22 protein-coding genes are annotated in these 25,382 nt (G+C 73.6%); 13 read left to right on the plus strand and 9 right to left on the minus strand.

The window, feature by feature from the left end:
- Nucleotides 1-37: 37 nt before the first annotated feature.
- Nucleotides 38-592: a TetR/AcrR family transcriptional regulator gene (locus ACILQ5_RS06730; RefSeq protein WP_395657209.1), complete on the plus strand. Its 555-nt coding sequence runs from the start codon at nt 38-40 to the stop codon at nt 590-592.
- 35 nt (nt 593-627) lie between these two features.
- Here ACILQ5_RS06730 and ACILQ5_RS06735 read toward each other — a convergent pair whose 3' ends face one another.
- Entirely contained in the window at nt 628-1,377 is a 750-nt protein-coding gene (locus tag ACILQ5_RS06735; RefSeq protein ID WP_395657210.1) for a hypothetical protein, read from the minus strand.
- Between the two features lie 212 nt (nt 1,378-1,589).
- On the opposite strand from ACILQ5_RS06735, the gene ACILQ5_RS06740 reads away from it, so the two are divergent.
- The 3 genes from ACILQ5_RS06740 to ACILQ5_RS06750 are packed head-to-tail and all read left to right on the plus strand — an operon-like array spanning nt 1,590 to nt 5,015.
- Nucleotides 1,590-1,949: an STAS domain-containing protein gene (locus ACILQ5_RS06740; RefSeq protein ID WP_395657211.1), complete on the plus strand. Its 360-nt coding sequence runs from the start codon at nt 1,590-1,592 to the stop codon at nt 1,947-1,949.
- Nucleotides 1,950-1,958: 9 nt separating this feature from the next.
- Nucleotides 1,959-4,199: a phosphoribosylformylglycinamidine synthase subunit PurL gene (purL, locus tag ACILQ5_RS06745; RefSeq protein ID WP_395657212.1), complete on the plus strand. Its 2,241-nt coding sequence runs from the start codon at nt 1,959-1,961 to the stop codon at nt 4,197-4,199.
- A 39-nt stretch (nt 4,200-4,238) separates the two neighbouring features.
- A complete protein-coding gene (locus ACILQ5_RS06750; RefSeq protein ID WP_395657213.1) occupies nt 4,239-5,015 on the plus strand; it encodes an alpha/beta hydrolase family protein in 777 nt (258 codons plus the stop codon).
- Nucleotides 5,016-5,037: 22 nt separating this feature from the next.
- Here the strand turns inward: ACILQ5_RS06750 and ACILQ5_RS06755 are convergent, their stop codons facing one another.
- On the minus strand, nt 5,038-5,742 hold the full coding sequence (locus ACILQ5_RS06755; protein ID WP_395657214.1) for a hypothetical protein: 705 nt from the start codon (nt 5,740-5,742) through the stop codon (nt 5,038-5,040).
- A gap of 16 nt (nt 5,743-5,758) precedes the next feature.
- On the minus strand, nt 5,759-6,367 hold the full coding sequence (locus ACILQ5_RS06760) for a hypothetical protein (protein ID WP_395657215.1): 609 nt from the start codon (nt 6,365-6,367) through the stop codon (nt 5,759-5,761).
- Nucleotides 6,368-6,436: 69 nt separating this feature from the next.
- On the opposite strand from ACILQ5_RS06760, the gene ACILQ5_RS06765 reads away from it, so the two are divergent.
- Entirely contained in the window at nt 6,437-7,066 is a 630-nt protein-coding gene (locus tag ACILQ5_RS06765) for a class I SAM-dependent methyltransferase (RefSeq protein WP_395657216.1), read from the plus strand.
- A gap of 10 nt (nt 7,067-7,076) precedes the next feature.
- Here the strand turns inward: ACILQ5_RS06765 and ACILQ5_RS06770 are convergent, their stop codons facing one another.
- Entirely contained in the window at nt 7,077-8,339 is a 1,263-nt protein-coding gene (locus ACILQ5_RS06770; protein WP_395657217.1) for an MFS transporter, read from the minus strand.
- A gap of 69 nt (nt 8,340-8,408) precedes the next feature.
- Between ACILQ5_RS06770 and ACILQ5_RS06775 the strand changes: the two genes are divergently transcribed.
- The 5 genes from ACILQ5_RS06775 (at nt 8,409) to ACILQ5_RS06795 (ending at nt 13,738) form a co-directional block, all read left to right on the plus strand.
- On the plus strand, nt 8,409-8,999 hold the full coding sequence (locus ACILQ5_RS06775; protein ID WP_395657218.1) for a winged helix-turn-helix domain-containing protein: 591 nt from the start codon (nt 8,409-8,411) through the stop codon (nt 8,997-8,999).
- Entirely contained in the window at nt 8,999-9,358 is a 360-nt protein-coding gene (locus tag ACILQ5_RS06780; RefSeq protein WP_395657219.1) for a sterol carrier family protein, read from the plus strand. The genes ACILQ5_RS06775 and ACILQ5_RS06780 overlap by 1 nt, the downstream gene beginning before the upstream one ends.
- 71 nt (nt 9,359-9,429) lie before the next feature.
- Nucleotides 9,430-10,779, plus strand: coding sequence for a dipeptidase (locus ACILQ5_RS06785; protein WP_395657220.1), 1,350 nt, complete (start codon nt 9,430-9,432; stop codon nt 10,777-10,779).
- Between the two features lie 177 nt (nt 10,780-10,956).
- The gene (locus ACILQ5_RS06790) at nt 10,957-13,257 is read left to right on the plus strand and encodes a molybdopterin cofactor-binding domain-containing protein (RefSeq protein WP_395657221.1); all 2,301 of its coding nucleotides are present in this window, start codon (nt 10,957-10,959) and stop codon (nt 13,255-13,257) included.
- 4 nt (nt 13,258-13,261) lie between these two features.
- The gene (locus ACILQ5_RS06795) at nt 13,262-13,738 is read left to right on the plus strand and encodes a (2Fe-2S)-binding protein (RefSeq protein ID WP_395657222.1); all 477 of its coding nucleotides are present in this window, start codon (nt 13,262-13,264) and stop codon (nt 13,736-13,738) included.
- A 129-nt stretch (nt 13,739-13,867) separates the two neighbouring features.
- On the opposite strand, the gene ACILQ5_RS06800 is transcribed toward ACILQ5_RS06795, so the two are convergent.
- Nucleotides 13,868-15,640 (minus strand): sensor histidine kinase, encoded by a 1,773-nt coding sequence (locus ACILQ5_RS06800; RefSeq protein WP_395657223.1) that lies wholly within the window; start codon nt 15,638-15,640, stop codon nt 13,868-13,870.
- 115 nt (nt 15,641-15,755) lie between these two features.
- Here ACILQ5_RS06800 and purF point away from each other — a divergent pair, with 115 nt between their 5' ends.
- The 3 genes from purF to ACILQ5_RS06815 all read left to right on the plus strand — a co-directional run bounded on the left by purF (nt 15,756) and on the right by ACILQ5_RS06815 (nt 18,766).
- A complete protein-coding gene (purF, locus tag ACILQ5_RS06805; RefSeq protein WP_395657224.1) occupies nt 15,756-17,300 on the plus strand; it encodes an amidophosphoribosyltransferase in 1,545 nt (514 codons plus the stop codon).
- A gap of 8 nt (nt 17,301-17,308) precedes the next feature.
- Entirely contained in the window at nt 17,309-18,421 is a 1,113-nt protein-coding gene (gene purM / locus ACILQ5_RS06810; protein WP_395657225.1) for a phosphoribosylformylglycinamidine cyclo-ligase, read from the plus strand.
- A 156-nt stretch (nt 18,422-18,577) separates the two neighbouring features.
- Entirely contained in the window at nt 18,578-18,766 is a 189-nt protein-coding gene (locus ACILQ5_RS06815; protein ID WP_395657226.1) for a DUF3073 domain-containing protein, read from the plus strand.
- Between the two features lie 77 nt (nt 18,767-18,843).
- Here the strand turns inward: ACILQ5_RS06815 and ACILQ5_RS06820 are convergent, their stop codons facing one another.
- The 4 genes from ACILQ5_RS06820 to ACILQ5_RS06835 all read right to left on the minus strand — a co-directional run bounded on the left by ACILQ5_RS06820 (nt 18,844) and on the right by ACILQ5_RS06835 (nt 25,368).
- Entirely contained in the window at nt 18,844-19,920 is a 1,077-nt protein-coding gene (locus ACILQ5_RS06820; protein ID WP_395657227.1) for a Glu/Leu/Phe/Val dehydrogenase, read from the minus strand.
- A 261-nt stretch (nt 19,921-20,181) separates the two neighbouring features.
- The gene (locus ACILQ5_RS06825) at nt 20,182-21,420 is read right to left on the minus strand and encodes a hypothetical protein (protein ID WP_395657228.1); all 1,239 of its coding nucleotides are present in this window, start codon (nt 21,418-21,420) and stop codon (nt 20,182-20,184) included.
- Nucleotides 21,417-24,662, minus strand: a complete 3,246-nt coding sequence (locus tag ACILQ5_RS06830) for a response regulator (protein WP_395657229.1) — start codon at nt 24,660-24,662, stop codon at nt 21,417-21,419. The genes ACILQ5_RS06825 and ACILQ5_RS06830 overlap by 4 nt, the downstream gene beginning before the upstream one ends.
- Before the next feature lie 10 nt (nt 24,663-24,672).
- On the minus strand, nt 24,673-25,368 hold the full coding sequence (locus ACILQ5_RS06835) for an HNH endonuclease family protein (protein ID WP_395657230.1): 696 nt from the start codon (nt 25,366-25,368) through the stop codon (nt 24,673-24,675).
- Nucleotides 25,369-25,382: the final 14 nt, after the last annotated feature.

The raw sequence follows: 25,382 nt of genomic DNA on the forward strand, positions 1-25,382 counted from the left end.
CGACCCGACCGACGACCCGACCGAAGGACCACAGAACGTGCGTGCCGATGCCAGGCGCAACTACGACCGGATCGTCGAGGTCGCCCGCGAGGTCTTCCGCGAGCAGGGGTACGACGCCTCGCTCGACGAGGTCGCGAAGCGGGCCGGCGTCGGGCCCGGCACCCTGTACCGGCACTTCCCGAAGCGCGAGAACCTCCTCGACGCGATCATGCAGTCGTGGGTCGACAAGGTCACCGACACCGCCGACAAGGCGCTCACCTACGAGGGCGCGGACCGCGACCTGCTGGTGAACTGGTTCCAGGAGTACGTCGCCCTCATCAGCCAGCACAAGGGCGGTCCCGCCAAGATCACCTCGGCGATGGACGACCCCGACTCCCCGATCCGCACCAAGTGCCAGGTGCTCACCGCCGCGAACGACCGGATCATCGACCGGCTGCGTGCGGACGGGACGCTCCGCGACGGCGTCGAGACGGTCCAGGTCTGCCGCCTCGTGGGCGGCATCGCCTCGGTCGCCGACCAGTCCGACCTCGACGCGGACGCCGTGCGCCCGATGCTCGAGGTCGTCGCCGACGGGCTGCTGAAGCCGGCCTAGCGGATCGGCTCAGCCGATCGACTCAGCCGATCGACTCAGCGATCCGGTTGACGAGCGGCCGGACCACCAGCGTGTAGGTGTCGGCGATCGCCACCTCGCGGTGGTCGCGGTGCGGCGCCACCCGGTCCGGGTGCAGGGCCAGCGTCATGAAGGCCTCGAGGCTGGGGAAGTGGTTGAACCGCACCTGGTCCCAGCTCCGGCCGTCGCCGACGATCGTGCCCTCGACGGCGAACCACCCGGCGAGGCGGACCCCGAGCGGGACCGCCGTTGAAGCGGATCACGTGGATGACCATGACGTCGCCGTCCTCGGCGGTCGAGGGGAACGGCACGTCGGCCCAGTCGGGCTGCTCGATCGGGATCTCGGGCGGCGCGAACGGCTGGGCGCCGATGACGAAGGTCTGCTCCATCCCGGCCTCCTTGTGCACGTACCGCTCGCGGAAGTCGGGGCGGGCCTGCATCTCGATGAACGAGCGGCGGGTCGGGTACTTCACGACGGCGACCCGGTCCCAGCGCGGCGCGTCGCCGAGCAGCTGGTGCTCGACGTCCCCGAAGAAGACGACCTCGGCCCCGATCGCCTCCAGCACGTCGACCGGGGCGTAGGCGTCGTCGGCCTCGCGGCCGGTGAGGGTCGTCTCGCGCCCGTCGAGGTACTCCGCGCGGTCGCGGTACTTCATCAGGTTGATCATCCACACCGGGCCGTCCTCGGCCGCGGGAGTCGTCGCCAGGCGGACGGCGTACTCGTGGTCGACGGTGCCGTACGGCGGGTGGGCCGGGTCGGAGGTCATGGCGGATCCGTTCTCGAAACAACTGGCAGTAGAAGTGACACTAGTTTCGCGTGCAGGCGCGGTCAACGCCCTCGGGACGAGCCCCCCCGTGCGGGTGTGCTCGTGGCGGTGGGTCCGGCGTACAGTGGTGGACAGCCGAGAGTTACTCGTGACCCGCCGCCACGGCGTCTCCGTTCCCGGTTTGACGAGACGAGTTATCCCAGGGACGGCCCATGGAGTTCACCTCACTGCTCACCCAGCACGACGACCATGCCGACCTCGCCGTCAGTGGCGAGCTCGACGCGTTCACCGCCGGCCAGGTGCGTCGCCAGGTCGACGACGCCGTCTTCGACGGCTTCGAGGACTTCGTGGTCGACGTCTCCGACGTCACCTTCGTCGACGCCGGCGGGCTGAGCGTCTTCGTCCGGCTCCGCAACGCGATGGCCGTCCGGGGCGGGGCGATGACCATCACCGTGGCCAGCCCCCGGTTCCGGCAGGTGACCGGCGTCGCCGGCCTCGCCGCCGCCTTCGGGCTCGACGTCACCGCGGTCGACGACGGACACCTGGTCAAGGGCTGCGCCGTCCGCCGGTAGATTGGCCGCGTGCTGGACACCGTCGCCGTCGCCGCCCAGGATCCCGAGCGAGACCAGCCGTGGGCCGACCTCGGTCTCAAGGCCGACGAGTACCAGCGCATCCGCGAGATCCTCGGCCGCCGCCCGACCAGCTCGGAGCTGGCGATGTACTCGGTCATGTGGAGCGAGCACTGCTCCTACAAGAGCTCCAAGGTGCACCTCAAGCAGTTCGGCGAGCTGGCCCAGGAGACCCCGGCCGGCAAGATGCTGGCCGGCATCGGCGAGAACGCCGGCGTCATCGACATCGGCCAGGGCTACGCCGTCACGTTCAAGATCGAGTCGCACAACCACCCGTCGTACGTCGAGCCGTACCAGGGTGCGGCGACCGGGGTCGGCGGCATCGTCCGCGACATCCTCGCGATGGGGGCCCGGCCGGTCGCGGTGATGGACCCGCTGCGGTTCGGCCCGCTCGACGCCGACGACACCCACCGGGTGCTGCCCGGGATCGTCGCCGGCGTGGGCGGCTACGGCAACTGCCTCGGCCTGCCCAACATCGGCGGCGAGGCGGTGTTCGACCCGACCTACCTCGGCAACCCGCTGGTCAACGCGCTGTGCGTCGGCGTGCTGCGGCACGAGGACCTGCACCTCGCCAAGGCGAGCGGCGTCGGCAACAAGGTGATCCTCTACGGCGCCCGCACCGGCGGCGACGGCATCGGCGGGGTCTCGGTGCTGGCGTCGGAGACCTTCGACGCGGACGGGCCCGCCAAGCGGCCCAGCGTGCAGGTCGGCGACCCGTTCATGGAGAAGCTGCTCATCGAGTGCACGCTCGAGATCTTCGCCGCCGACCTGGTCGCCGGCATCCAGGACCTCGGCGGCGCGGGGCTGTCGTGCGCGACCTCCGAGCTCGCGTCCGCGGGCGACGGCGGCATGCACGTCGAGCTCGACCGGGTGCCGCTGCGCGACTCCACGCTCGCCCCCGAGGAGATCCTCATGAGCGAGTCGCAGGAGCGGATGATGGCCGTCGTCGAGCCCGGCGACGTCGCCGCGTTCATGGCGATCTGCGAGAAGTGGGACGTCGAGGCCGTCGTCGTCGGCGAGGTCACCGACACCGGGCGGCTGCACATCGACTGGCACGGCGAGCGCGTCGTCGACGTACCGCCGCGGTCGGTGGCGCACGACGGGCCGACCTACCAGCGTCCGTTCGACCGCCCCGAGTGGCAGGACGACGTCCAGGCCGACGGCGCGGAGACCCTCCCGCGCCCGGCGACCGGCGACGACCTGCGCAAGACGCTGCTCACCCTCGCGGCCAGCCCGAACCTCTGCGACAAGTCCTGGATCACCGACCAGTACGACCGCTACGTGCGCGGCAACACCGTCCTCGCGCAGCCCAGCGACAGCGGGATGATCCGCGTCGACGAGGAGACCGACCTCGGCGTCGCGGTGTCGACCGACTGCAACGGGCGCTACGCGCTGCTCGACCCGTACGCCGGCGCGCAGCTCGCGCTGGCCGAGGCCTACCGCAACGTCGCCACCGGCGGCGCGACCCCGCTGGCGGTCTCGGACTGCCTCAACTTCGGCTCGCCGGAGGACCCGGCCGTGATGTGGCAGTTCGCCGAGGCCTGCCGGGGGCTCAAGGACGCGTGCGCCGAGCTCGGCATCCCGGTGACCGGCGGCAACGTCAGCCTCTACAACCAGACCGGGGAGACCGCGATCCTGCCGACCCCGGTGGTCGCGGTCCTCGGCGTGATCGACGACGTCACCCGCCGGACGCCGTCGGCCTGGTCGGCCGCGGGCGAGCGGGTGTTCCTGCTCGGCGAGACCCGCGAGGAGCTGTCCGGCTCCGAGTGGGCGCACGTCGTGCACGGCCACCTCGGCGGGCTGCCGCCGCGGCTCGACCTCGAGGCCGAGCGCCGGCTGGCGGAGCTGCTCCGTGAGGGGGTCGGCCTGGTCACCTCCGCGCACGACCTCTCCGAGGGCGGGCTGGCCCAGGCGCTGGTCGAGGGCGCGCTGCGGCACGACGTCGGCGTCTCGGTCGCGGTGCCGGGCGACCCGTTCGTCGGCCTGTTCAGCGAGTCGACCGGCCGGGTGCTGGTCACCGTCCCCGACGGCGACGCGGAGCGGCTGGTCGAGCTGGCCGAGCGGCACGGGGTCCCGATCGCCGCGCTCGGCGTCACCGGGGGCGCGGCGCTCGCCGTGGACGGCCAGCTCGAGGTCCCGCTGGACGAGCTGCGCGCCGCCTGGACGGCGACCCTGCCGTCGGCGCTCGCCTGACCGACCCGCCCCGGGGACGATCCGCTACGAACAGTGGGTGTGCGCCGTCGTACCCTGCTCTCCCTGCCCGCGCTGGGCGGGCTCGTCGCGCTCGCGGCGTGCGGGCGTGAGGAGGACCGGCCGGTGAGCGGACCGCGGGAGGGCCGGCACGCGTACGGCGAGCACCCGGCCCAGTTCGCGGAGCTGACGCTGCCGGCGGGCGACCCGCGCGGGGTCGCGGTGCTGGTGCACGGCGGCTTCTGGAAGCCGGAGTACGGCATCGAGTACGCCCGCCCGCTCGTCCCGAGCCTGGTCGCGGCCGGCTGGGCGACCTGGGCCGTCGAGTACCGGCGCGGCACCGGCGCGGCCGACACCCTCGGCGACGTGCGCGCCGCGGTCGACGCCCTCCCGATGGGGGCCGACGTGGTCGTCGGCGTCGGGCACTCCGCCGGGGGACACCTGGCCATCTGGGCAGCCGCGGGCGGCGGGCTGACCCACGTCGTGAGCCAGGCCGGCGTGCTCGACCTGCGCTCGGCGTACGACGAGGGGCTCGGCGGCGGCGCGGTCGAGCGCTTCCTCGGCCACCCGCCCGGGCCCGCCGACGCGGGTGTCGACCCGATCCGGATGGTCCCGCTCGGCGTGCCGGTCTGGTGCGTGCACGGCCGCGAGGACGACGTGGTGCCGATCAGCCAGTCGCGTGCCTACGTCGACGCGGCCCGCTCCGCCGGCGCGACCGCCCACCTCGTCGAGGTCGAGGGGGACCACTTCACCGTCGTCGACCCGGACTCCGACGCCTGGGCCCGCCAGCTCGACCTGCTCGCCCGGATCGCCGGTTGAGCCGAGACGCTCGACCCGACCGTCAGCCGGGGAGGACCGAGATCTTCTGCCAGATCTTGCGGGACATCCCGAGGGTGAGCTCCTCGATGGTGCTGACGGTGTCGAGGACGACCGCGTCGCGGGACTCCTCGGCGCACAGGGCGGAGGTCTTGCCGATCAGGCTGAGCAGCTCGGAGCAGTAGCTGAGGTAGCGCTCCATCTGGTCGCGGTCGAGGTCGTCGTGCGTGCCCGCGTCGGTCGGGTGGAAGCCGGGGCGCAGCCGTTCGGGGTCCTTGGTCAGCTGGTGCATGTCGACGACGTGCGCGAGCGACCGCAGCTGGTGGAGGAGGCCGAGCAGGTCGCCGCGCTGCAGCCGCTCCGGGAAGGTGTAGAGGAAGAAGATCGCGATCGCCGCGAAGACCAGGTCGTTGATGGTGGTCTCGATCAGCGGCAGCCAGTCGAGCCCGTCGGGGCCCTGGTCCCCGACCGCGGTGCGGAGGGCGAGCCCGAGCGCCACCACGGTCGCGACCAGGATCGCGGCGATGAGCGTGCGGGAGACGAGGCGGGCGGTGCGGATCCGCCCGCGGACCAGGCTCCCGGTGAGCCGCACCTCGCTGACCAGGCCGAGCAGGGCGTCGGCCACGTGCACCAGGTTGCGGTCGGCGAACCGCTCCGCGATCCGGTTGCGCAGCCGGGCCACCGTGTCCGCGACCGGCTCGGCGTCCAGCTTGTCGAGGGAGTGGCCCACGGCCGAACGGTAGTCCCTACCGACGCCCCACGTGCTCGGCCAGGCGTACGGCGGCGTGCCGGACCAGGTCCGCGAGCTCCGGGTCGGTCACGGCCTGCTCGGGCGCGCGCCCGAAGGTCAGCGCGGCCGGCTGGGTGAGCCAGACCCACAGCCGCCACGGGTCCATCCGCGCCGCGAGCAGCGGCTCGAGCAGCGGCGCGACGTCCGGCCGGACCTCGCCGTCCGGCGTGAGCTGGAACGCCGGGACCACCACCCCGTCCTCCACCGGTACGACGAGCAGCCGGTGCGTCTGCGCCGCCTTGTGCACCGCGAACCGGGTGGCCTCCGTCGAGGTCCCGCGCAGCTCGCCGAGCGTCTCGTAGGTGAACCACGGCGTCGCGAGCAGCTCGGTCCGCAGCCGGGCCTGCCGGGCGAGGACGACCAGCCCGACCGGGACGGCGTGCTCCGGGTCCTCACCGACGCTGCGCAGGACGCTCTCGAGGTCCTCGAGCCGGTCGGGCTCGGTCCACACGGCGTGGCCGTCGGCGTCCCGGGTGAAGGTCGGCAGCCCGGCCTCGGCGAGCGTCCCGGCGAGGCCGAGTCCCTCCAACCAGCCGGCGAGCCGGTCCGCGTCCTCCTGCGTCACCGCTCCAGCCTGCCGCATGCCCGTGGCGCACCCGCTCCCCGGGTTGGCCCGAGGGCCACACTCGGAGGCATGGACCACGAGATCACCCCGGAGATGTTCGAGCAGCCGTCGTGGGACGAGCGGTACGGCGGCGCGGACCGGGTCTGGAGCGGCCGCCCGAACGCGGTGCTGGTGACCGAGGCGTCCGGCCTCCCGCCCCGGCGGGCGCTCGACCTCGGCTGCGGCGAGGGCGGGGACGCGATCTGGCTCGCCGAGCGCGGCTGGCAGGTCACGGCGGTGGACTTCTCCGAGGCGGGCCTGGAGCGCGCGGCCGCCCACGCCGCCGAGCGCGGCGTCGCCGACCGGGTCGAGTGGCGGCACGCCGACCTGCGGACCTGGGCGCCGGAGGGCGAGGAGTGGGACCTGGTGACCTCGCACTTCCTGCACCTGCTCGGGGACGGCATGGCCGGCGCGACCCGGCAGATGGCGGCCGCCGTCGCACAGGGCGGGACGCTGCTCGTGGTCGGCCACCACCCCGACGACGAGCACACCGGGCTGCGGTGGTCGCTGCCCGGAGTGCTGTTCACCGCGGACGACCTCGCCGCGGCGGTCGACCCGGCCGCGTTCGACGTACGAGCCGAGGCCCGGCCGCGGACCGAGTCGCACCACGGTGACGAGCACGCCGTCACCGACGCCGTGCTGGTCGCCGTCCGGCGGTGAGGCCAGGAGGTCAGGCGGCCACCGGCACCGCGGCGACGGGGGCCTCGAAGCGCTCCCACGCCGCCGGCCGCGGGACCGAGCGCACCGACCGCGACAGCGTGGGGATCATCGCCACCGCCGCGGTGAGGACGCCCAGCACCAGGATCGCCGCCTGGCCGCCGAGGGCCGAGAGCAGCACGCCGGCGATCACCGGCGAGAGCGGCAGCATCGACATCGACACGAACTGCGACGCCGACTGCACGCGACCGATGAGCTCGGGCGGGGTGACCGCGACCCGGTAGGACTGGATGCCGGCGTTGCCGGCCGGGTTGAGCAGCAGGCCCAGCCCGAGCGCGGCCGCGACGACCGCGGGCTGGTTCCAGAACGCCATCGGCACCACGAGCGGCACGAAGGACCAGGCGATCGCGACGGTCAGCGAACCGGTCGCCACCCGGTCGATGACCCAGGGCGCGAGCACCGCGCCCACGATGCCGGCCGCGCCGGCCACGCCCTCGACCAGGCCGATCTGGAACGACCCGAAGCCGCCCTCGATCAGGCGCAGGACCGCGACGAAGAACAGCGCGTTGACGGTGAGGTTGGCCAGGGCGCCCCAGACGGTCAGGACGCGGAAGAACGGCTGCCGCAGGATGAACCGCACGCCCTCACCGAGGTCGTGGACCGGCCGGCGCCGGGGTCCGTCGTACGGCGCCGGCGCGAGGTCGGTGCGCAGCCGGCCGAGCAGCACCCAGCTGACCGCGAACGACACCGCGTCCGCCGCGAACGGCAGCCAGCGGGCGATGCTGTAGAGCACGCCGCCGAGGGGGGCGCTCAGCAGCGAGGCGACGTGCAGGCGGGCCTGGTTCTGGCTCAGCGCCGTCGGCAGCTCGTCGGTCGGCACCACCGTGCGGACCGCCGACATCTCCGCGGGGGCGAACAGCCCGGCGCCCACTCCGGTCAGCAGGGCGACGACCAGCAGGTGCGCGACGGTGAGCACGTCGAGCACGCCGGCCACCGCGACCGACGTGTAGAGCAGCACGCCGGACCCGCTCGCGACCCGCATGATGCGGCGCCGGTCGACCCGGTCGGCCAGCACCCCCGCCGGCAGCAGGGTGCCGGCGAGGCCGAGCAGGTGGAGCGCCTCGCTCGCCGCCGCGAGCAGCGCCGAGCCGGTGAGCGCGTAGGTGAGCAGCGGGAAGACGAACATCGTCATCCGGCTGCCGATCTCGCTCACGGTCTGGCCGACCCAGAGCGCGGTGAAGTCGTGGTTCCGGGCGAGGGAGCGGTACGACGGCATGTCCGCACCATATGTTGCGCAATAATAGTTGCGCAAGAGTGCGTGCGGAATTCGCGCTAGCATGGCGACGTGACCTACCCGAACCGGAGCCAAGCGGTCCACGACCCCAAGGTGCTGCGCGCGATCGCCCACCCGGTCCGCAACCGGATCCTCACCGAGCTCGCCGCGAGCGGCCCGATGCGCGCGGCCGACCTGGCGCGCGAGCTGGACCTGCCCGCCAACCAGATGAGCTTCCACCTGCGTCAGCTCGCCAAGTACGGCCTGGTCGAGGAGGACCACGACGCCGCGCGCGACAAGCGTGACCGGGTGTGGCGGCCGGTGGCGCCCGACGGGTTCTCGGTCAACCTGACCGACCTGGAGAAGCAGCCCGGCGGCAAGGCGGCCTCGTCGGTCTACCGCCAGCACGCCGCCGGCTGGGGACACGTGGTGGTGGACGCGGCGTACAGCGACGACCGCCGCGACCCCGCGACGTTCCGGACGGTCACCGAGCAGGCGGTCCGGCTCACCGTCGACGAGGCCAAGGAGCTGGCCGGCGAGCTGGACGACGTCGTCACCCGGTGGCTCGACCGGACCCGCGGCCGCGACCCCGAGCGGACGACGTACCTCTGGTTCTCGGTGCTCCAGCCCTACCCGGGGGACCGGGCGAAGGACGGGGACTGATGCCGGCCCGCCTGAGGCCGGCGCCGGTGGCCGAGGTGTCCGCGGCGCTGGCCCGGGTCGGGTCCGGCGAGCCGGACCGCGCCGACCTGAGGCTGCTCACCAAGCACTTCCTCGCCGTGCTCGAGCAGCGCGCCCCCGGGCACTCCGTCGAGGTCCGGGTGCCGCCGTACGCCGCGGTGCAGGTCGTCCCGGGCGTCCGCCACACCCGCGGCACCCCGCCGGCGGTGGTCGAGACCGACGCCGCGACCTGGCTGGCGCTGGCCACCGGCGAGCTCGACTGGCACGACGCGGTCTCCTCCGGACGGGTCGTGGCCAGCGGCGAGCGGGCGGACCTGGCCCCCTGGCTTCCGCTCGCCTGACCGTCTGACCGCCCCAGCCGTGACCCTCGCCGATGGCGGGGCCCGCGGCCCGTCTCGCTAGGTTGGGCGCCATGACCCAGCTTTCTCCCGACGCCATCCGCGACCGTGTCCAGGCCGTCCTCCCGGGGGTCCGCTCGGACCTCGAGGACCTGGTCCGGATCGAGTCCGTCAGCGCCGACCCGGCGCGCCACGGTGAGGTGCAGCGGTCCGCCGAGGCGGTCGCGGCCCTCTTCCGCGCCGAGGGGTTCGACCAGGTCGACATCGTCACGGTCGAGGGCGGCCTGCCCGCGGTGATCGCGCACAAGGCCGGCCCGGAGGGCGCGCCGACCGTGCTGCTCTACGCACACCACGACGTCCAGCCCGAGAACGACCACGCGGACTGGGACTCCCCGCCGTTCGAGCCCACCGAGCGCGGTGACCGGCTCTACGGACGCGGCGCCGCGGACGACAAGGCCGGCATCGTGGCCCACCTCGGCGCCCTGCGCGTGCACGGCGACGACCTCTCGGTGGGCGTCACGATGTTCATCGAGGGCGAGGAGGAGATCGGCTCGGAGACGCTCTCGGCGCTGCTGGCCGAGCACCAGGAGCGGCTGAAGGCCGACGTCATCGTGATCGCCGACTCGGGCAACTGGGACATCGGCGTGCCCGCCCTCACGACCAGCCTGCGCGGCCTGGTGCGGCTCGACATCGAGGTCCGGACCCTCACCCACGCGGTCCACTCCGGCATGTGGGGCGGTCTGGTCCCCGACGCGGTGATGACGCTCGCGCGGCTGCTCAGCAGCCTGCACGACGACGCCGGCAACGTGGCCGTCGAGGGGCTGCACGCGGGGCCGGCCGCCGACGTCGAGTACCCCGAGGACCGGCTGCGCGCCGAGTCCGGCGCCGCGCCCGGCGTCGAGTGGATCGGCAGCGGCTCGACCGTCGAGCGGCTGTGGACCAAGCCGTCGATCAGCATCACCGGCCTCGACGCGCCGAAGGTCGCGGGCGCCAGCAACACGCTCGTCCCGGCCGCCCGCGCCCGGATCTCGATGCGGATCGCCCCGGGCGACACCACGGCCCACGCGCTCGACTGCCTGGTCCGCCACCTCGAGGCGCACGTCCCCTGGGGCGCGACCCTGACCCACACGGTCGTCGACACCGGTGAGGCCACGCAGATCGACGCCAGCGGCCCGGCGTACGACGCCGCCCGCGCGGCGTTCGCCGAGGCCTGGGACGGCACCGCGCCGGTCGACATGGGCGTGGGCGGCTCGATCCCGTTCATCGCCGAGTTCCTCGAGGCCTTCCCCGAGGCGAGCGTCCTGGTGACCGGCGTCGAGGACCCCGACACCCGCGCGCACGGCGCCAACGAGGGCCTGCACCTCGCCGAGTTCGAGCGGGTCGTCCTCGCCGAGGCGCTGCTGCTGCGCAACCTGGCGCGCTGAGGCCGGCGTACGGGCCGGGCGACTCCGTGGGGGATCCCTGGACCTAGTGGGTGTTGCTTCGCCCACTAAGTCCAGGGATCCCCGGCCGGCCGGGGAAACCGACACGCCGGAGAGATCCCGTCCGAAAATCCTGAGCCGGACCCGTGACGGCGGTCACGCCGGCTCGTTGAGACCGGCATGACGACCCAACAGGCTCGGGTGGTGGTCGGCCGGCGGACCTTCGTCGGGTACGTCGTCGCGGGGGCCACCCTCGTCGCGGCGGCCGACCTCGGGATCGCGCCGGCGGGTGCGGTGCCGGGGACGCCCCAGCCCGCCGAGCTCTACGACCTCAACGACTTCCTGACCGAGGCGGCGATGCCGACCGCGAACCTCATCACGGTCGAGGTGCACGAGGACGGCGCGGCCTCGTTCGCCCTGCCCCGCATGGAGGTCGGGCAGGGCATCACCACCTCGACGGCGATGCTCGTCGCCGAGGAGCTGGAGCTCCCGCTCGACAAGGTGCGCGTCACCCTGGCCGACGCCCGCCCCGAGCTCGTCTGGAACCAGCTCACCGGCGGCTCCAACACCACCATCTCGACGTACACCCCGATCCGGGTCGCCGCCGCGGTCGCCAAGCAGGCCCTGCTCGAGGCCGCCGCCATCCAGCTCGGTGACACGGTCGCGAACCTGGTCGCCAGGGGCGGCGTCGTCCAGGCGCCCGACGGGCGGTCGCTGTCGTACGGCGAGCTGGCCGGTGCCGCCGCGAGCCGGACCACCCGTGCGGTCGGCGTCCGACTCAAGGACCCGGGCGAGTTCCGCGTCGTCGGCACGGGGCAGCCCCGGGTCGACGCGCTCGAGGCGGTGACGGGCCGCAAGCAGTACGCGACCGACCTCCAGGTCGACGGCGCGCTGCCGACCATGGTCTGTCGGGCGCCCACCCTCAACGGGACGCCGAAGCGGCTGCGCAACAAGCGCGAGGTCCTGGCCATGCCGGGGGTGACCGACGTGGCGCTGGTCGACACCGGCGTCGCCGTGCGTGCCGAGACCTTCGGCCAGTGCATCGACGCGATCCGGGCGATGCACGTCGACTGGGCCGACGGCCCGGTCGCCGGGCTCGCCGACCGTGACATCGTCCGCGAGCTCCGGGCCGCCGAGACGCCGATGCCGGAGCTGCCCGACAACCCGCTCGTCGAGACCGTCGAGCTCGACGTGCTCTTCTACTTCCGCAGCAACTCCGCCATGGACACCAACTCCGCGATCGCGGACGTCCGCGACGGCCGGGCCACGATCTGGTCGGGGTTGAAGTCCCCGATCACCGCGCAGGAGCGGATCGCCGAGGAGCTCGGCCTCACGCCCGACGCCGTGACCGTGCACGTCGTCCAGGGCGGCGGGTCCTTCGGCCGCCGGCTCTTCTTCGACGGAGCCCTCGAGGCCGCGAAGATCTCCCAGGCCATGGGCAAGCCGGTGAAGCTGATGTGGCACCGGGCCGACGACGCCCGGGTCGGGCGCACCCACCCGATGGCGACCAGCCGGGTGCGCGCCGTCCACGCGGGCGGGCAGGTGCTGGCGTTCCAGCAGGCCCACACCAGCGTCGAGACCGACTTCCGGCACGGGCTCGGCGAGCTCATCACCGCGCACGCCGCGGACCTGCCGGCCGGCCTGGGCAACCTCGGCTTCGCCGAGACGGTCTTCGAGCTCACCCAGGAGGTGCCCTACGACTTCGGTGCAGTCGTGCAGACCCTGGTCGAGACCGACGACCGGTTCAACACCGGCAGCATGCGCAACATCTACTCACCCGACGTCCGGGCCGCCGGCGAGCTGATGGTCGACCGGCTGGCGGCGGCGATGCGCCAGGACCCCTACGAGTTCCGTCGCGCGCACCTGCGCAACGACCGGGTGCGAGCGGTGCTCGACCGGGTCGCCGACCTCGGGCGCTGGGGCCGGTCGATGCCGAGCGGGACGGCGCAGGGGATCGCGATCCACAAGGAGTACAAGGGCGCGAGCGCCTGCCTCGTCGAGATCGACTGCCGCCCGGCCCAGACCGGGCGCGACATCCGCGACGGCATCGGCGGCCCGCGGGTCACCAAGGTCGTCTTCGCGATCGACGTCGGGCTGGTCGTCAACCCGCGCGGCCTCGAGGCCCAGATGCAGGGCGGCATCAACGACGGCATCGCCCTCGCGCTGACCTCGAGCCTGCACCTGCGCGACGGGCACTTCCTCGAGGCGAGCTGGGACAACTACTTCTACACGCGCCAGTGGAACACCCCGCCCGAGGTCGAGGTCGTCGTGATGCCCTCCGACAGCGGGCAGCCCGGCGGAGCCGGCGAGGCGGGCGTGGCCGCGACCTTCGCCGCCGTCGCGTGCGCCTACGCCCGGGCGGTCGGCGAGGTGCCGGCGTACTTCCCGCTCAACCACCGCGACCCGTTGCGGTTCCGGCCCAAGCCGACCGTGCCCCCGATCCCGCAGTCGCCGACCAACGGGCTGAGGAAGGCGTGGTGACCTGATGCCGAAGCAGACCTTCGTCCTCAACGGCCGCACCGTGACCGTCGACGTCCACCCGGACGTGCGGGTGCTCTGGGTGCTGCGCGACCTCCTCGGGGTGACCGGGCCCAAGTACGGCTGCGGCATCAATGTCTGCAAGGCCTGCACTTCCCACGTCAACGGCAAGGCGTTCAACCCCTGCTCGGTGCGCGTGGGCGACCTCGGGCCCGACGACGAGGTCACCACGATCGAGGGCCTCCCCGACACCGTCGGCGCCGCGCTGCACCCGATGCAGCAGGCCTGGCTCGACCGGGACGTCGCGCAGTGCGGCTACTGCCAGCCGGGGCAGATCATGATGGCCGTCGCGCTGGTCAACCGGGCGCGGCGGGAGGGACGGCGGATCACCGACGCCGACCTGGACGGCATCCGCAACATCTGCCGCTGCGGCACCTACACCCGGATCCGCGAGGCGATCGCGCAGGGCGAGCGCGCGATGTGAGTCCGGTGACCTGACTCGGCTGAGGGCCCGGCGAACCTGCCCGGGCAGACCCGCACGACACGCCGTGGGGACTCGGCGGGTCGTGCGGGTCTCACCGGTCAGCCGGTGAAACCCGGCGTGTCACCGACCTCAGGCGGCGGGCAGGTGCACCCGGAAGGTGCTGCCCTCGCCGAGCGCGGAGCGGATCGACATCCGGCCGCCGTGCCGGGCCAGCACCCGCCGCACGATCGCCAGCCCGAGGCCGGTGCCCGGCTGGGCGGCCGCGACCGGGTTGGACGAGCGGAAGAACTCGGTGCCGAGCTTGGCCACGTCGGCCTCGGAGATGCCGATGCCCTCGTCGCTGACCGTCAGCACCACCTCGTCGCCCTCGCGGTCGAGCGCGATGGTGACGGTGCCGCCCTCGGGGGTGTACTTCACGGCGTTGCTGACGAGGTTGGCGCAGACCCGGTCGAGCTCGGTGGCGTCGCCGAGCGCCGTGACCGGCCCCTCGGGCACCTCGACCCGGAGCTCGAGACCCTTCTGGCCGGCGGCCACCGTGACGAGGTCGAGCACGTCGTCGACGACCTTGTGCAGGTCGACCGGGACGGCGATGAGCGGGTTCTCGGCGTCGCCCACCTTGGAGAGCAGCAGCAGGTCGTCGATGACGCGGACCATCCGGCGGGTGCCGCGCTCCATCGCGTGCAGCGAGGTCACGGTGGTGCCGGAGAGGTCGGGCGAGGACTCGAGCATCTCGAGGTGACCCATCACCGAGGTGAGCGGGTTCTTGAGCTCGTGGGCCACGGTGGCGATCAGCTGGCCCTTGTAGGTGTCGAGCTCCTGGAGCTCCTCGACCAGCTGGTGCTCGCGCTCGAAGGTGCGGGCGTTGAGGATCGCGCGCCCGAGGTCGTGGCCGATGTCGAGCGCCATGGTCGCCTCGGCGTCGGTCCACTCCGTGGCCCCGACGGTCCGGGTGAGCACCAGGTTGCCGAGGCACTCCGGCCCGGCGCCGACCGGTGTGAAGAGCAGCGTCTCCACGCCGATGGACGCCATGAAGTCCGCCACCAGCCGGCCGCGCTCCTCGCCGATCGCGTCGAAGGTGCGCCCGGGAGCGACCACGACCGCGGTCTGCTCCTCCCACGCCAGCCGGGCCGCGGTCTCCGCGATCGCCACCAGCTCGGGCCCGAGCACGATGCCGCGGCCGTCGGCGGTGTAGATCTCCCCGTGGCCGTCCTGGTCGAAGGTCTGGAGCCACATCCCGGCGGCCCGGAAGCCCTCCAGCAGCGCGTCGCGGCTGTCGGCGACCATCCGCTCGAAGCTCAGCTGCGCGGTCGCGCGGCGGACGATCCGGCGGGCCGCCTCGGCGATCCGCACCTGGTCGGCGAGCGCCTCGCGCTCCAGGGCCACGATCACGGCCTGACGGGCCTGCTCGGCGTAGGTGTTGAGCACGGCGCGCTGCTGCTCACCCGGCCGGCGCCCGTCGACGGGCAGGTCGATCGCGAGGGTCCCGCGGAGCTGGCCCTCGTCGTCGTTCAGCGGGGCGAGGAGCAGGTCGAGCGGGTGCCAGGCGTCCGGGTCGTCGATCGGCTCGATGTCGGGGACCCAGCCCCACTGCTCGCCGGCGCTGGGGTCCAGCCGCTCGTGCGGGACGAAGCGGAACAGCCCCCAGTCGTCGGCCTTCTCGATCTCGCGGGAGAGCTGGTCCAGCGGGGTACGCCGGCCCTGGAGCGACTCGCGCGCCTCGTCGCTCCCGGCGACCGCCATCACCTCGAGCTTGCCGTCGCTGCGGGCGACGCTGATCGCGGCGATCCCGAACCCGGCGACCTTGGTCACGCCTTCGGCGATCAGCTGGAGGGCGTCCCGCGACGGAGCGTCCGACCAGCGGGTCGCATGGCTGGCCGTGGCTTCCGGGGTCTCCCGTGACATCGATCCTCGTCTGCTCAGGTGGCTCGTCCATCGTACGTTGGTCGAGACCCTGCCCACCGGTCAATGGGCGAGCCAGGAATGGGACACGCCCCACTCGCGCCCGTAGACTCCGGTCGTGCCCTTCCAGAGCAGCCCCCGACGGGGCGGCGACGGCCGGCTGACCGCGGCCCTCGACCCGAACGAGCAGGGACCCCAGGACGCGTGCGGCGTGTTCGGGGTCTGGGCCCCCGGCGAGGACGTCGCCAAGCTCACCTACTTCGGCCTCTACGCCCTCCAGCACCGCGGCCAGGAGTCGGCCGGCATCGCGGTCAGCAACGGGCGCCAGATCCTGGTCTACAAGGACATGGGCCTGGTCTCGCAGGTCTTCGACGAGACCACGTTGGCCTCGCTCAAGGGCCACCTCGCGATCGGCCACGCCCGCTACTCCACGACCGGTGCCAGCACCTGGGAGAACGCCCAGCCGACGTTCCGGCCCACCGCGGACGGCTCGATCGCCCTCGGCCACAACGGCAACCTGATCAACACCCACGACCTCGCACAGATGGTCACCGACCTCCCCGGCCCCGAGGACGAGCTCGACCTGCACACCCGGCCGGTGGAGACCTCGACCAACGACACCGGCCTGGTCACCGCGCTGCTCGCCCACCACCCCGACACCTCGCTCGAGCAGCGGGCGCTCGAGGTGCTGCCGCAGCTCTCCGGCGCCTTCTGCTTCGTCTGGATGAACGAGAACACCCTGTACGCCGCCCGCGACCCGCAGGGCATCCGGCCCCTGGTCCTGGGCCGCCTCGAGCGCGGCTGGGTGGTCGCCAGCGAGGACGCCGCGCTCGCCACCATCGGCGCCAGCGTCGTCCGCGAGGTCGAGCCCGGCGAGATGATCGTCATCGACGAGAACGGCCTGCGCTCCCACCGGTTCGCCGAGCCCGCGCCCAAGGGCTGCGTGTTCGAGTACGTCTACCTGGCCCGCCCGGACGCCCGGATCAGCGGCCGCAGCGTCCACGAGGCGCGGGTCGAGATGGGCCGCCGGCTGGCGCGGGAGTTCCCCGTCGAGGCCGACCTCGTGATGCCGGTGCCCGAGTCGGGCACGCCGGCCGCGGCCGGGTACGCCGAGGAGTCCGGCATCCCGTTCGGCCAGGGGTTCGTCAAGAACGCCTACGTCGGGCGCACCTTCATCCAGCCCAGCCAGACGCTGCGCCAGCTCGGCATCCGGCTCAAGCTGAACGCCCTCGACCACATGATCCGCGGCAAGCGGATCGTGGTCGTCGACGACTCGATCGTGCGCGGCAACACCCAGCGCGCCCAGGTCCGGATGCTGCGGGAGGCCGGCGCGCTCGAGGTGCACGTGCGCATCTCCAGCCCGCCGGTGAAGTGGCCGTGCTTCTACGGCATCGACTTCGCGACCCGCGCCGAGCTGATCGCCAACGGGCTCGACGTCGACGAGATCGCGGCCAGCGTCGGCGCCGACAGCCTCGGCTACATCTCGCTCGAGGGGATGGTCGAGGCGACCGGGCAGGCTCCCGAGCGGCTGTGCCAGGCCTGCTTCACCGGCCAGTACCCGATCGCGCTGCCCGACGAGAGCCTGCTGGGCAAGCACCTCCTCGAGAGCTCGATCAAGGCGCCGTCGTTCGGCAAGGCGCTCCCCGTCCTGAACAACCCGTAGGAGCCCCGTTGTCCAGCCCCGTGCCCGACCCTGCTGCACCCAACGCGTACGCCGCCGCCGGCGTCTCGATCGAGGCCGGGGACAAGGCCGTCGAGCTGATGAAGGTCTGGATCGAGAAGGCCCGGCGTCCGGAGATGATCGGCGGGATCGGCGGCTTCGCCGGGCTCTTCGACGCCTCCGCCCTCAAGGCCTACGACCGGCCGCTGCTGGCCACCTCCGCCGACGGCGTCGGCACCAAGGTGGCGGTCGCGCAGGCGCTCGACAAGCACGACACGATCGGCTTCGACCTGGTCGGGATGCTCGTCGACGACCTGGTCGTGTGCGGCGCGGAGCCGCTGTTCCTCACCGACTACATCGCCACCGGCCGGGTCGTCCCCGAGCGGATCGCGGCCATCGTCAAGGGCATCGTGGAGGCGTGCGTCGAGGCCGGCTGCGCCCTCCTCGGCGGCGAGACCGCGGAGCACCCCGGCCTGCTCGGCGAGGACGAGTACGACGTCGCCGGCTCGACCACGGGCGTCGTGGACGCCGGCCGGCTGCTCGGCCCGGGCCGGGTGCGGCCCGGCGACGTGGTCGTCGCGATGGAGTCCTCGGGGCTGCACTCCAACGGCTACTCCCTGGTGCGGCACGTCCTGCTGGGCGACCCCGCGGCCGGCGGCGCCGGCTGGTCGCTCGACCGGCACGTCGACGAGCTCGGCCGGACCCTGGGCGAGGAGCTGCTCGAGCCGACGCGGATCTACGCCCGCGCCTGCCTGGCGCTCGCCGACCGGACCCGGACCCACGCGATGTCCCACATCACCGGCGGCGGGCTGGCCGCGAACCTGGAGCGGGTGCTCCCCGTCGAGCTGACCGCCCGCCTGGATCGCCGCACCTGGACCCCGCAGCCGGTCTTCGACCTGGTCCGCCAGGTCGGCTCGGTCTCGGAGGCGGACCTCGAGATGACCCTGAACTGTGGCGTCGGCATGGTCGCTCTCACTGCCGCCGACGACGCGGACGCCGCGATCGCGGTGCTCGCCGAGCACGGCGTGCGCGCCTGGGTCGCCGGCGACGTACGCATGGACGACTCCGCCGCCGGCGCCTCCGCCGGGCGGGTCGAGCTGGTCGGCCGGCACCCCGGCTGGTGAGGTCCGGCCGCGCGGCGGCGGAGACCCGCCGGCGCAATAGCGGGATGTGATGTGCGGGAACAGCCACCCAGCAGGTAGCGTTGCCTCCACGAGAAATCTTTGAGACAGCCCGGGAGCCACTGCGCCCCCGGCCGAGCGTGCGAGGGGGCTGACCCTATGGGGCGCGGCCGAGCGAAAGCCAAGCAGACGAAGGTCGCCCGCGACCTGAAGTACCGCACTCACGAGACGGACTTCGGGGCGTTGGCCAACGAGCTGCACGGGCAGAGCCACAGCGACGACACCGACCAGCTCGAGCCGGAAGAGCTCGAGAAGTGGTCGGACTACTCCCAGCCCTCGCGCGACTGAGCGGTCGGTAACGGTCGGACGTCATACGACCCGGTCGCCTCGGCGACCGGCCCGTATGACGTCCTGGCGTGCGCCGGTCAGGCCCGGGGCAGCCACATCCCGCGGAGCCGGCCGACCTCGCGCATCCGGCGCTCGGCGAGCCGGTCGGCGGCGATCGCCGGCGGTACGCCGTCGGAGGCTGCGAGCTCGAAGACGGTGCGCGTGGTGTCGAAGATGCCGGTGGCGCGCTGCTGGGCGCGCTCGAAGGAGAAGCCCTCGAGCTCGTCGGCGACCTGGATCAGCCCGCCGGAGTTCACGCAGTAGTCGGGGGCGTAGAGGATGCCGCGCTCCTCGAGCGCCTTCTCGATGCCGGGGTGGGCGAGCTGGTTGTTCGCCGCGCCGCACACGATCCGGGCCGAGAGCGTCTCGACGACCTCGTCGGTGAGCGCCCCGCCGAGGGCGCAGGGGGCGTAGACGTCGAGGGTCGAGGCGACCAGTGCCTCGGTCGAGTCGACGACCTGCACGGCCGGCAGCTCGGAGCGGACCCGCTCGACGGCGGCCGCGCTCACGTCCGTGACGACGACCGTGGCGCCGTCCTCGACCAGGTGCCGGGCCAGGTGGTGGCCGACCTTGCCGACGCCGGCGATGCCGACGACGCGGCCCTCGAGCGACGTGGTGCCCCACGCGACCGAGGCGGCCGCGCGCATGCCCTGGAACACGCCGTACGCCGTCAGCACCGAGCTGTCGCCCGCGCCGCCGTGCGCCACGGTCCGGCCGGTGACGAACGAGCACTCGCGCGCGATCACGTCCATGTCGGCCGAGAACGTCCCGACGTCGCAGGCGGTGTAGTAGCGCCCGCCCAGCGACTGCACGTGCCGGCCGTAGGCCCGCAGCAGCGGCTCGGACTTGAGCGTGGCCGGGTCGCCGATGATGACCGCCTTGCCGCCGCCGAGGTCGAGCCCGGCGAGCGCCGCCTTGTAGGACATCCCGCGCGAGAGGTTCACGACGTCCTGCACCGCGTCGGCGGTGGAGGCGTAGGGGTGGAAGCGGGTGCCGCCGAGGGCGGGGCCGAGGGCGGTCGAGTGGATCGCGATGACGGCCTTGAGGCCGGTGGCGGGATCGTTGGCGAAGACGACCTGCTCGTGCTCGGAGCCGAGCTCGAAGACGTCGGACATGGTGGTCCTGCTTTCTGGTGTCGGCCACGTGGGTGGTGGCGGCGGGAGGCGCGACATCGGTGGCGTCGTGCCCTACCTCACACGGTAGTACGGTCCGGCCGGGTCGGCGAAGACGACGTGGAGGCGCGCTCGGGGCGCGCTGGTGGCGGGCTGGTCGCGCGGGTCTGCGGCCGGTTTCGTTCAATTGCGCGGTCCGGCCCGGTCTACTGCTCAGTAGCGCGTACCGGACCGAGCAATTGAACGAGAACAGCCCCCGCACGCTCAGACCGACCGCGCGAGGACGACGTCCCCGTGCGTGCCGTAGCCCGTCACCGGCCCGCCGGCCGTGCTCCCGTCGAACCCGACCAGGAGCCAGCCGTCGCCGTCGCGGACCAGGGTCGGCCACGGGATGTTCGACCCGTACGGCGCGTCCAGGGTGCCCGTCTCGCGCATCGCGAGGTCGAACACGGGGTAGCGCCGGGCGTCGCCGTCGCTGGCCAGCACCCGCCACTCCCCGCCCAGGTGCGCCAGCGTCGTGCCCTCGGTCTGGCCGAGGTCGGTCGCGGCGCCGCGGAGCGTGAGCGCGTCGAGCGACGGGCCGGCCGCGACCGCCGGGTGGAAGCGGAAGAACTCCGTCGCGCTGACGAACCCGACCAGCCAGCCGTCGTCGGTGCGGACCAGCTGCGGGTCCCAGGTCCCGACCGAGCCGAGCCCGTCGACGGGCAGCGGCAGCGGCTCGGTGTCGAGCAGGTGGACACCCTGCAGCAGGTCGGCCGTCGAGCGCGCCAGGGTCACCCCGACCGCGGGCCGCTTCGGGTCGAAGTCGCCCCAGGTGCTGGTGGCCACCAGCCAGGCGTCGCCGTCGCGCACCAGGTGCGTCGCGTGGTCGCCGTAGGCCCCCGGCCGGTCGGGCCGGCGGAAGAACAGGTCGGACAGGTGGGTGAGCCCGAGCGTGGCGAGGTCCAGCTCCCAGACCGAGGCGTGGGCGGTGTCGAAGAACCCCGGCCCGGCGCTGGTCGCGGAGAGCAGCACCCGCCCCGGAGGGCCGCCGGTCACCACGCGCAGGTCGCGCAGGCCGAGCTGGCCGAACCGACCGGCGACCGGGGCGTCGCTGCGCAGCCCGGACAGCCACGCCTCCGACCGGGTGTCGACCCGGCCGGCGAGGTCGACCCGGGACCGGGCGGTCCACGGCTCCGGCCCGCGGGTGAGCACGGTCAGGTGCGTCCCGGTCAGCGTCAGCCCGAGCTCGCGCACCGGGCCGTCGGGCCGGCCGTGGCGCCGCGAGCGGTGCACGGTCCGCCGCCCGCCGGTCGTCACCTCCAGCCAGGCCGCGCGGCCGTCGTACCGCGCGACCAGGCGGTCCCCGCCGGACGCCAGCTCGATGCTCGCCCCGCCGCCGGCCGTCGGCCCGGTCACGGCGGCGTACGGCGCCCGCACCTCGGCCAGCGTCGAGCCGGGCACCACCAGGGCGATCGGGCGGCTCCGCCCGGCCGCCCGGAACGGCGGCAGCAGCGCCGTCATCGGCGGTCGGTCGTGGCGCGCTGGAGGGCGGCGACCGCCAGCTCCACCTCGGCGTTGAGGTCGGCGAGCATCGGTCCGGCGCCCTCGGTGGTGCCGGCGATGCCGAGCTCCTCGAGCTTCTTCGCGGCCGCCGCGACCCGCGGGAGGCCGAGGTTGAGGGCGCTGCCCTTGAGCTGGTGCGCGGAGGTGAGCAGCGACATCGCGCTGTCGCGCTCGACCGCGTCGCGGATCGCGACCAGCTGGTTGCCGACCCGGCCCATGAACGAGGCGGCGGTGCGCTCGAAGAAGCTGACCCCGTCCTTGCGCAGGTCCGCGAGCATCGCCACCCGGTCGGGGTCCAGCACCCCGCGGTCGAGGTCGGTGCGGGGGAGCGGGACCGGCTCCCCGACCGGCTCGGCCGTGGCGGTCGGAGCGGGGTCCGGGTCCGCCGCCGGCGGTGGGGCGACCGGCTCGCCGGGCTGCACCCAGTCGCGCAGCACCCGCTCCAGCTCGCGGGCGTCGACCGGCTTGGTCAGGTAGTCGTCCATCCCGGCGGCGAGGCAGCGCTCCCGCTCGCCCTCGAGCGCCGAGGCGGTCATCGCGATGATCGGCACCCGCCGGCCGACCGGCTCCTCCTTGCGGACCTGCCGGGTCGCGTCGAAGCCGTCGAGACGCGGCATCCGGCAGTCCATCAGCACGACGGCGTAGTCGTGGGGGCGGGTGAGCAGCTCGACGGCGGCGAGGCCGTCCTCGGCGACGTCGACCGTGCAGCCGAGGTTCTCGAGGATGCCGGCTGCGACGAGCTGGTTGACCCGGTTGTCCTCGACCACGAGGGCCCGCACGCCGAGCCCCGGGGCGGCGGCGGCCTCCGGCGCCGCCACGGTCGCCGCGCCGCCGAGCAGCGACATCAGCGCGCCGCGCAGCTCGAAGTGCCGCACCGGCTTGCTCAGCGACGTGTGGATCCCGGCGGCCTCGATCTCGGCGCGGGTCACCGACTGGTCGGAGGTGAGCAGGAGCAGCGCGATCCCGGCGAGCGCCGGGTCGGACCGGATCCGGCGCGCCAGCTCGAGCCCGTCGGTCTCCGGCATCACCAGGTCGAGGACGGCGACCTCGAAGGGGTGCCCCGACCGGGCGGCCTCGCGCAGCGTCGCCAGGCCCTCGGCGGCGGAGGGTACGGCGACCGGTCGCATGTCCCAGCCGCCGAGCTGCTCGACCAGGATGAACCGGTTGGTCTCGTTGTCGTCGACCACGAGGACCCGTCGTCCGCGCAGCTCCCGGCCGGAGGCGGCCGCGACCGCGGGGTCGGGGGCCACGCCGAGCCGGACGGTGAACGTGAAGGTGCTGCCGCTCCCGAGCTCGCTGGTCACGCCGATCTCGCCGCCGAGCGCCTCGACGAGCTGCTTGGAGATCGCCAGCCCGAGGCCGGTGCCGCCGTGCCGCCGGGTGGTCGACGGGTCGGCCTGGGTGAAGGCGTCGAAGAGCCGCTCGCGGTCCTCCTCGGCGATCCCGACCCCGGTGTCGGCGACGTCGATGCGGAGCACCACCTCGGTGTCGGTGCGCGACTCGACCCGGGCCTGGATGAGCACCTCGCCGTGGTCGGTGAACTTCACGGCGTTCGAGCCGAGGTTGGTCACGATCTGCCCGAACCGCACGGCGTCGCCGCGCACCAGGGGCGGGACCTCCGGGGCACAGCCGACGACCAGCTCGAGGTCCTTGTGGTGGGCCGGCCCGCTGAGCACCGACGCGACCTGGTCGAAGACCTGGCGCACGTCGAAGTCGGCGGTCTCGAGCTCGAGCTTGCCGGACTCGATCTTGGAGAGGTCGAGGATGTCGTTGATGATCCCGAGCAGGGTCAGGCCGGCGCCCTGGAGGTTCTCGGTCAGCCGGCGCTGGTGGTCGTCGAGGTCGGTGCGCATCAGCAGGTCGGTGAGCCCGATGACGCCGTTCATCGGCGTGCGGATCTCGTGGCTCATCGTGGCGAGGAACTCCGACTTCAGCCGGGAGGCCTCCATCGCGTCGTCACGCGCCTCGGCGAGCTCCACGGCGCTGCGCTCGCGCTCCGCGACGACGCCGAGCTGGTGGCCGATCTGGGCCATCAGCTGCCGGGAGTTCTCGTCGGGCGGCACCTCGTCGGCGACGAGCTCGACGACGCACACGACCTCCGCGCCCAGGAGCACCGGCATCACGACCAGGCTGTGCGTCCCCTCGAGGCCGGTCGGCGTCCCGATCACGGTCTCGCCGCTGGCCCGCGCCCGCTCCGCGAGCTCCCGGTCGCAGGTGACCGGGCTCCCCGGAGGCCGCAGGTCGAGGAGCTCGGGCTCGCCACCGTCCTTGTCGTAGAGCCAGGCGCCCACCGCGCTCCAGGTGGTGTGCTCGGGCAGGCCGGCGCCGGCCATCAGCAGGGCCTCGCGCAGGCTGCGCGCGCGGTTGGCGGCCATCGCCATCTGCTGGAGGAGGAAGAGCCGGCGGGTCGCCTCGGCGACCTGCTCGTCGGCGCGGCGGGTCTCGGTGATGTCCTGCGCGGTCCCGCTCATCGACAGCACCGACCCGTCCGGCGCCAGCTCCACGACCCCGCGCCCGCGGATCCACCGGACCTCCCCGTCGGTGCGGATGATGCGGTGGTCGAAGGAGTACTCCTCGCCGGTCCGCGCCGCCTCCTGGATGGCCCGGTCGGCGGACTCGCGGTCGTCGGGATGCAGGCGGACCACGTAGTCGGCGTACGTCACCAGCGTCCCGGGCTCGACCCCGAACATCCGGCACAGCTCGTCGGACCACTCGACGCGGTCCTCGACGACGTCCCACGACCAGCTGCCGATGTGGGCGATCCGCTGCGCCGCGGCGAGCTGCTGCTCCCGGGCCGCGAGGGTGTCGAGCAGCTCCTTGCGGTCGGTGTACGGCGTCACCCGGTGCAGCCAGCCGATCCGGCGGTCGCCGTCCAGGACCGGCCGGAAGCTGATCAGCCCCCAGACGGCGGTCCCGTCGGGGCGGATGAAGTAGGAGTCGACGTCGTCCTGGGGCTCGCCGGTGCGCACCATCCGGTGCAGCGCCCGGGCGAAGTCCTCGCGGCCCTGCTCGTCCAGCGTGTCGTAGACCGACAGGCCGACCATCTCGGCCGGGTCGCGGCCGAGCAGCTCGGCCATCCGGTCGTTCGCCCAGGTGGTGACCGCGTCGTCGTCGAAGACCCAGAGGCCGTCCGGGACGAGGTCGAACAGCAGTCGGGCGACGTCGTCGCCCGTCCGTCCGTCCAAACCGCCCGAGGTCATGGGTCCATTCCTACCGCTCGGCCGGTCGGACGGGCGTGAATCCGACCAACCGGTTCCGGCAGTGCCGGGCGCGGTGGACGAGCACGGACCGCTCCGGGTGGTCGACGGCGAGACCCCAGCGCAGCTTCACGGCGACCCAGCTGCGGACGTAGCGGCACACCGCCAGGTCGGGGAGCCACTCGGCGACGTCGCGGTCGCCCTTGGACTGGTTGACGTTATCGGTGACCGCCACCAGCGACCGCGGGTCGCCCAGGTCGTTGGCGTACGCCTCGCGCCGGTCGGCGTCCCAGCCGGCGGCCCCGGAGTCCCAGGCCTCCTTGAGCGGGACCAGGTGGTCGATGTCGACGTCGGACGCCGCGGTCCAGGTCGCGCCGTCGTACCAGGAGTACCACTCGCCGGTCGTGACGGTGCAGCCGTCGAGGGGCACCCGGGACTCCGCCACCAGCACCTCCTCCCGGGTGTCCTGGCAGTCGCCGTCGGCGTCGACCCAGTGCCGGAACAGGTCGCGGTCGTAGCCGTCGGGCGTCTCGGCGGCCACCGGGAGCGCCCGCACCGCCGCCCGCAGGCGCATCGACTCGTGCCGAGCGGGCGCGTCGGCGCTGTCCGCGGCGCCGTCCGCGGCACCGGATGCCGGCCCCGTGGCGCCCGCCGTGGTCCCGGCGAGGAGCGCCAGGATCGCGAGGACGAGCGACGCGCACCGAGTCATTGTCCGATGATGAC

Source organism: Nocardioides sp. (assembly GCF_044226305.1).
In the GTDB taxonomy this organism is placed as follows: domain Bacteria; phylum Actinomycetota; class Actinomycetes; order Propionibacteriales; family Nocardioidaceae; genus Nocardioides.

What these genes read in the sequence shown, in the direction of transcription:
- ACILQ5_RS06735 (WP_395657210.1), bottom strand. Translation starts at nt 1,377, where the DNA reads ATGACCTCCGACCCGGCCCACCCGCCGTACGGCACCGTCGACCACGAG.
- ACILQ5_RS06740 (WP_395657211.1), top strand. Translation starts at nt 1,590, where the DNA reads ATGGAGTTCACCTCACTGCTCACCCAGCACGACGACCATGCCGACCTC.
- ACILQ5_RS06765 (WP_395657216.1), top strand. Translation starts at nt 6,437, where the DNA reads ATGGACCACGAGATCACCCCGGAGATGTTCGAGCAGCCGTCGTGGGAC.
- ACILQ5_RS06770 (WP_395657217.1), bottom strand. Translation starts at nt 8,339, where the DNA reads ATGCCGTCGTACCGCTCCCTCGCCCGGAACCACGACTTCACCGCGCTC.
- ACILQ5_RS06780 (WP_395657219.1), top strand. Translation starts at nt 8,999, where the DNA reads ATGCCGGCCCGCCTGAGGCCGGCGCCGGTGGCCGAGGTGTCCGCGGCG.
- ACILQ5_RS06785 (WP_395657220.1), top strand. Translation starts at nt 9,430, where the DNA reads ATGACCCAGCTTTCTCCCGACGCCATCCGCGACCGTGTCCAGGCCGTC.
- ACILQ5_RS06790 (WP_395657221.1), top strand. Translation starts at nt 10,957, where the DNA reads ATGACGACCCAACAGGCTCGGGTGGTGGTCGGCCGGCGGACCTTCGTC.
- ACILQ5_RS06795 (WP_395657222.1), top strand. Translation starts at nt 13,262, where the DNA reads ATGCCGAAGCAGACCTTCGTCCTCAACGGCCGCACCGTGACCGTCGAC.
- ACILQ5_RS06800 (WP_395657223.1), bottom strand. Translation starts at nt 15,640, where the DNA reads ATGTCACGGGAGACCCCGGAAGCCACGGCCAGCCATGCGACCCGCTGG.
- ACILQ5_RS06815 (WP_395657226.1), top strand. Translation starts at nt 18,578, where the DNA reads ATGGGGCGCGGCCGAGCGAAAGCCAAGCAGACGAAGGTCGCCCGCGAC.
- ACILQ5_RS06820 (WP_395657227.1), bottom strand. Translation starts at nt 19,920, where the DNA reads ATGTCCGACGTCTTCGAGCTCGGCTCCGAGCACGAGCAGGTCGTCTTC.
- ACILQ5_RS06825 (WP_395657228.1), bottom strand. Translation starts at nt 21,420, where the DNA reads ATGACGGCGCTGCTGCCGCCGTTCCGGGCGGCCGGGCGGAGCCGCCCG.
- ACILQ5_RS06830 (WP_395657229.1), bottom strand. Translation starts at nt 24,662, where the DNA reads ATGACCTCGGGCGGTTTGGACGGACGGACGGGCGACGACGTCGCCCGA.
- ACILQ5_RS06835 (WP_395657230.1), bottom strand. Translation starts at nt 25,368, where the DNA reads ATGACTCGGTGCGCGTCGCTCGTCCTCGCGATCCTGGCGCTCCTCGCC.